Consider the following 6059-nt stretch of genomic DNA (forward strand, 5'->3'; position numbering starts at 1 on the left):
CGGAAGGCTGGGCGCCACCCGCGCGCTGAAGGCCGCCATGTTCGACGGGCGCATCCAGCCCGAGGACGTCGTGCACGTCAACGCGCATGCCACCTCCACCCCGGTGGGCGACAAGCCCGAGTACACCGCGCTGCGCGCCGCCCTGGGCGATGCGCTGGATGACGTGTGGGTTTCGGCCACCAAGTCGCAGATGGGCCACCTGCTCGGCGCCTCCGGCGCCGTGGAGTCGGTGCTCTCCACCCTGGCGGTCTACCACCGCAAGACCCCGGTGACCATCAACCTGGAGAACCAGGACCCGGACATCCCGCTGAAGGTCGTCACCGGCCAGCCGCAGGAACTGCGCGAGGGCTCGATCGTGGCGCTGAACAACTCCTTCGGCTTCGGCGGGCACAATGCCGTCGTGGCCATCCGCAGCATCTAGCTGCACCAATCACGCACGCCAGTACAAGGGCGGCCGGATTCCCAGCACGGGAGCCGGCCGCCCTTTGGCATCTCCACCAGGGCGGGAGCGACCGCCTCCAGCCGGGCTGGATCCCCTTCCCAAGGCGGGGCGCGCCCGGTAGTTTGGGAGCACCGGACCCGGCTGCCACATTCAGCCGCAGGAAACGTTCACGTGCGGAAGGCTCAGGATGCGTACCCTCATCGTCACCACCCTCATCTCCCTCGACGGCGTCATGCAGGCCCCCGGCGGGGAGAGCGGCTACCGGCATTCGGGCTGGACCTTCAACCTGGTGCAGCCCGATGAGGCCGCCTACGAGCTGAAGGCCATCGAACAGTCCGACGCCACCGCCATGCTGCTGGGGCGCAGGACCTACCAGGAGTTCAGTAGGGTCTGGCCGGACATGGACGAGGAGTTCGCCGACTACAACGACCAGCCCAAGTACGTGGTCTCCACGACGCTGGAGGAACGCGACCTGGTGGAGAACTGGGGCCAGACCACCATCCTGCGCTCCATGGCCGATGTGGCCCGGCTGCGGGCCGGGGACGGCGGGCCCATCATCGTGCACGGCAGCGGCACCCTGGTGCACTGCCTGCAGGAACACCGCCTGGTGGACCGCTACCACCTGCTGGTCTTCCCGGTCCTGCTCGGCGAGGGCCTGCGGCTGTTCAGCGACAAGCCCCTGGAGGCCCAGCGGCTGCAGCTCGTGGAGTCGGAGTCCTACTCCAACGGCATCCAGAAGAACGTCTTCGACGTGATCCGCTGACCGAACTCAGGCGTTCCTGAAACAGCGCTTACCGCCAGCGAATGGCGACTTCACGAAAATGCAAAACGGCACGAGGTAGACCCGATGCGGGTCTCCCTCGTGCCGTTACCGGCTTAGCGGCAAACAAGCAGTGCTGGTAAAGCAGTGACAACTCACTCGGAGACTTAATGACTAGCGGTCTACACCACTAGCGAAAGTACGAGGTCGTAGTTAGACGACCTGGTTGAGCCAGCGCACCGGGGCGCCGTCGCCGGCGTGGCGGAAGGGTTCGAGCTCTTCGTCCCACGCCTCACCGAGGGCAATGGACATCTCCTGGTAGAAGACCGAGGGATTGCCGTCACCCTTTTCGTAAGCCCAACGGATGCGGTCCTCGCTGACCATGATGTTGCCGGCGGTATCAACGGTGGCGTGGAAAATTCCCAGTTCCGGGGTGAAGGACCAGCGGCTGCCGTCGCAGCCTTGGCTGGGTTCCTCGGTGATTTCAAAGCGCAGGTGCTGCCAGCCGCGCATGGCGGATGCCAAGATGGCACCGGTGCCCTGCGGGGCGGTCCACTGAATTTCGGCGCGACGAAGTCCGGGTGCGGCTTCCTGCTCGGTCCAGTCCAAGCGGACTGGCTGCTCGAGCACCGACCCGATAGCCCACTCCAGATGCGGGCATAGCGCGGCAGGGGCCGAGTGAATGAACACAACTCCCCTGGTCATTGACGCAGACATGCCATCCTCCGTTACCTGTTGATCGTCTTCCCCTACGTCAACCGCAACAGATTCAGCATTTCTTAATGTGCTAGTTCTATCTTGCCTGAAAACCTGGTGTTTTCGCCAGCCAAAGCCTACTTCCGGGTAAACACTCGGTGAATCGTCAGGCCCGGGGGTGTGCCTGCTGGTAGCTCTGGCGCAGTCGATCCACCGAGACATGCGTGTACAGCTGGGTGGTGGCCAGCGAGGAGTGACCCAAGAATTCCTGAACGGCGCGCAGGTCTGCCCCACCGTCGAGCAGGTGCGTGGCCACCGTGTGCCGCAGGGCGTGCGGGCCACTGGCCGAGGTATCCCCCAGCCTGTTCAGGGCGTCGGATATTACCTTGCGTGCCTGGCGTACGTTCAGCCGCCCGCCGCGGGCACCGACCAGCAACGCGTTCTCGGCATCGGCGGAGGCGAGGACCTCTCGGGCCTGCCGCAGCCAGAACTCCAGTGTCCGCTGGGCCGGAATCCCGAAGGGCACCATGCGCTCCTTGTTGCCCTTACCCAGAACCCGCAAGGCACGCCGCTCGAAGTCCACATCACCCACGTCGAGCGACACCAGTTCGCTGATGCGCAGCCCACTGGCGTAGAGCAGCTCGCCAATGACCTGGTTGCGTACGGCCAGGGCTGCGTCCTTTTCGCTGGGCGCGGCGCCGTCCTGGCCCGCCGGATTATCCGCTGAGGTCTGAGACGACGTCGACGGAGCCGTTCGGGGTTCCTTGATGTCGGTCAGCAGCCGTTCAACTTGTCCAGTTTGCAGGACGTGCGGCAGGCGGCGTTCCTTCTTGGGTGCCTGGAGCCTGAGCGCGGGGTCCTCGGCGATGAGGTCTTGCCGGTCGGCCCAGACAAAGAAGTTCTTAACCGCCGAGATCCTGCGGGCCATGGTGGTGCGGCCCAGGCCCTCTTCCTGCATCCGCACGAGCCAGCCACGCAGTTCTTCGATCGTCACCTGGTCCAAACCGGTGACCCGTTGGCTGGCGAGGAAGACAAAGAGTGATCGCAGGTCCGTTTCGTAGGCACGCACGGTGTTCTCGCTACGCCCGCGCTGGTACAGCAGATAGCCCAGGTAGTCCTCCAGGTGCTGCTGGATTACCGGGTCGATCTGCGGCGCTTCGGTGGCCGATGGCTCGACTTCGTGTTCTTCACTCATCAGATTCAATGTACCGCGCGCCGGGGACACTTTCCGGGACGGTTCCCCTACCTCTCTTGCCGCACGTGCCTCGACAACCCATCCGGCCGCTGGCGGGATGGGACGGGAGCATCGAACGTCACGCTGCGCTACGATGCGAGACATCATGGATCCGGGTCAGCGGGCAACCGGGTCGCGAGGTTCTCATAGCGCGCGGGGATAGGAGGAGCAGTGGCGTTTCACAATAGTGGCTTTGAGGCCCCAGATGAACTGGTGACCGAGAGTTTCTTACTGCGACCTATTCGAGCCGCCGATGCGCAGCTGGACTATGAGGCCGTCATGGAGCGCAAGGACTTCTTGCGGGACTGGGAGCAGACCGGCTGGCCGGAGGATGGGTTCATGGTCGAGGACAACCATCAGGATCTCGCGCGACTGGAAGAACGTCACTCCGAGAACAGGGCGTACGCCTACACGGTGATGACCCACGACCAGAAGCTCTGCCTGGGCTGCGTCTACGTCATGCCGACGGATGCGTCCATGTTCTCGACCGCGAAGATCACTGCACTGGGTGAGAAGGGGTGGACGGACTTTGAAGGCGCCGTCTACTTCTGGACTCGCGGGCCCAAGGACGGAAGCGACCTCAACCGGCAACTTCTGGAATGCCTCCGACACTGGTTCACCACTGATTGGGACTTCACCGGGGTTTTGGTGGTAACCGGTGAACTACTCACCAAGCAGATCCAAGTGCTGGAAGCCTCAGGTCTGCCCCCGCTGTTTCGGATCGAGGAACGGGACAAACCGCACCCGTACCTCGCCTACGGGTTGCTTGGATACGACTAGCCACCTATCGCTCATACTGACGAATCCCCTTGCTGCGAGCTTGGTTAGCGGTGCTAGGCGCCTATTCGTTTCCACCCGAATCCTTCCTGTCGGGCCTGCCCACGCCCCTCCAGAATGCTCAGCGCCCGGATGGTGTCGATCGCCGGCAGCCCGCTGAGGGCACAGAGTTCATCAACCAGCTTGGCCCCGCGGCGCGGCAACACGTCCAGGACGAGGTTCTGCGGCGCGTTGAGCCCGTCGGTGGCTCGGGCCGGTTCTTCATTTGCCGACCCCGTCCTGGCTGTTACGGATAAGGCGGGCAGCAGTTCCAGGGCGTCCTCCACATTGGTGACCAGCCCGGCTTCACCGGCGCGAATCAGCCGGTGCGTGCAACGGAGTTGGGTGAGAATACGCTGCCGGGCAGTGCGGCAACCTCCCGGCCAAGATCCACCGCCTGGCGCGCGGTGTTCAGGGCCCCGGAGCGGAAGCGGGCTTCGGTGACCACCACCAATTGCGCGAATCCTGCGATCAGGCGGTTGCGATTCAGGAACCTGAAACGGGTGGGCGCCGTACCCGGCGGCACCTCGGAAAGCAGCAGGCCTCGGTCGATGATGGTGCGCAGCAGATTGTGATTGCCGCTGGGGTAGAGGCGATCCAGTCCCCCGGCCAGGATGGCGATCGTGGATGGGGATTCCGCAGACGCTTCCTCGACCTGCAGCGCCGCGCGGTGGGCGCAGGCGTCAATCCCATAGGCGCCGCCGCTGATGATGGTGGCTCCGGCCTGCCGCAGCCCGGTGGCCAGCTGGCTGGTGGCCTGGTTCCCGTAGTCGCTGCTGTCCCGGGAGCCACGATGGCAACGCTGGTTTCCAGGTCTTGGGTCATCAGCGACTCCGGGTTCTTCGCACGCCACCACAGGCAGATCGGCGCCCCGAAACCCAGGTCGTTGAGTTGGGCCGGCCAGCCGGGATCGGCAGGAAGGATCAGTCCCCCATCGTTGCGGCGCATCAGTTCCAGCTGGGAGTCGGCCGCTGGCAGATAGGGCAGGCGCTTGCGCCAGCGTCGTAGCGCCGAGGTGAAGCTGAAGCTGTGGTCGCTGTGGGTGCTGATGCCCAGGGCCTGGTGGACCCGGGATTCCAGATCTTTTGGGTACCAGTCCTGCCGACGGATCAGTTCCAGAGCTTCACCGGCGTCGAGCAGGCTCAGCAGCGCCCCGGCAATGTGGTCGTTGGCTTCGATGAGAAAGCTGAGGTCGGTGTAGCGGCGTTCGGCGGCCGCATCGTGCTCGGCGTACATGGCTGGGCTCAACTTTCTATTTTCTGTCGCAGGTGGACGGCAAGTTCAAGGTCATCGACCGTGGGAGTCGCCCCACCGTCAAGGTCGGTGATACTCCAGGCGACGCGCAGCACGCGGTCCATCCCCCGTGCCGAGAGTTGGGCGCGGGTGGCCAGCTGCTCCAGACGCCCGCGCACCTGCCGGAGATAGGGCAGTTCGTGGCGCAGGATCTCGGAGGGGATGGCGGCATTCGTGCGGATGTTCCACGGCGCCAGGCGTTGGGCACAGCGTTCCCGGGCAGCGAGCACACGTTGCCGGACCTGGGCGCTGGATTCGTTGCGTTGTTTGCCCAGCAGGGTCGCGGCCGGGACCGGGTTCAGCTGCAGCTGCAGGTCGATGCGGTCCAGGATGGGACCGGAGAGCCGACTGAAGTAGCGGCGGCGCTGCATGGGGGTGCAGGTGCAGGCCAGTCCCGTCCCGTAATTGCGGCCGCAGGGGCAGGGGTTGGCGGCCAGCAGCAGCTGGAACCGGGCCGGCAGCTGGGCATGAAGTTTGGCCCGGGCGATGTTCACGTATCCGTCCTCCAGCGGTTGGCGCAGCGCGTCCAGCAGGCCGGAGGGAAATTCGGGAGCCTCATCCAGGAACAGGACACCGCGGTGGGCGCGGGTCACCGCACCCACGTGGATGCTCCTGGTGCCGCCGCCGAGCAGGGAGACGGTGGATGCCGTGTGGTGCGGGGCAATAAACGGTGGCGTGTGCTGCAGGGAGGTGAACTCGTTGCCGGCCTGCTCGGTGATGGAGCGGATCGCGGTGGCTTCCAGCGCCGCCGCATCATCCAGCGGCGGGAGGATGCCGGGCAGGCACCGGGCCAGCAGGGTCTTGCCGACGCCGGCGGG

7 protein-coding genes and 1 pseudogene are annotated in these 6059 nt (G+C 65.1%); 3 read left to right on the top strand and 5 right to left on the bottom strand.

Annotation, left to right across the window (positions count from 1 at the left end; genetic code table 11):
* Positions 1-421 (top strand): annotated as a pseudogene (locus JCM19049_RS07130) (beta-ketoacyl-ACP synthase); the annotation flags it as partial.
* Between the two features lie 208 nt (positions 422-629).
* On the top strand, positions 630-1205 hold the full coding sequence (locus JCM19049_RS07135; RefSeq protein WP_054821237.1) for a dihydrofolate reductase family protein: 576 nt from the start codon (positions 630-632) through the stop codon (positions 1203-1205).
* 210 nt (positions 1206-1415) lie between these two features.
* Here the strand turns inward: JCM19049_RS07135 and JCM19049_RS07140 are convergent, their stop codons facing one another.
* Together JCM19049_RS07140 and JCM19049_RS07145 are read right to left on the bottom strand one after the other, a co-directional pair.
* Positions 1416-1919, bottom strand: a complete 504-nt coding sequence (locus JCM19049_RS07140) for a DUF3145 domain-containing protein (protein WP_054821238.1) — start codon at positions 1917-1919, stop codon at positions 1416-1418.
* Between the two features lie 145 nt (positions 1920-2064).
* Positions 2065-3093 (bottom strand): tyrosine recombinase XerC, encoded by a 1029-nt coding sequence (locus tag JCM19049_RS07145; RefSeq protein ID WP_279402666.1) that lies wholly within the window; start codon positions 3091-3093, stop codon positions 2065-2067.
* Between the two features lie 318 nt (positions 3094-3411).
* Here JCM19049_RS07145 and JCM19049_RS07150 point away from each other — a divergent pair, with 318 nt between their 5' ends.
* Complete coding sequence (locus JCM19049_RS07150) at positions 3412-3912, top strand: N-acetyltransferase (protein ID WP_279402667.1); 501 nt, start codon at positions 3412-3414, stop codon at positions 3910-3912.
* A 53-nt stretch (positions 3913-3965) separates the two neighbouring features.
* On the opposite strand, the gene JCM19049_RS07155 is transcribed toward JCM19049_RS07150, so the two are convergent.
* The 3 genes from JCM19049_RS07155 to JCM19049_RS07165 all read right to left on the bottom strand — a co-directional run.
* Positions 3966-4235, bottom strand: a complete 270-nt coding sequence (locus JCM19049_RS07155; protein ID WP_054821240.1) for a hypothetical protein — start codon at positions 4233-4235, stop codon at positions 3966-3968.
* A 32-nt stretch (positions 4236-4267) separates the two neighbouring features.
* Positions 4268-4804, bottom strand: coding sequence for a DNA-processing protein DprA (locus tag JCM19049_RS07160; RefSeq protein WP_054821241.1), 537 nt, complete (start codon positions 4802-4804; stop codon positions 4268-4270).
* 388 nt (positions 4805-5192) lie between these two features.
* On the bottom strand, positions 5193-6059 hold an 867-nt coding region (locus JCM19049_RS07165; protein ID WP_279402668.1), incomplete at its 5' end, for an ATP-binding protein.

Source organism: Arthrobacter sp. JCM 19049, from assembly GCF_001310435.1.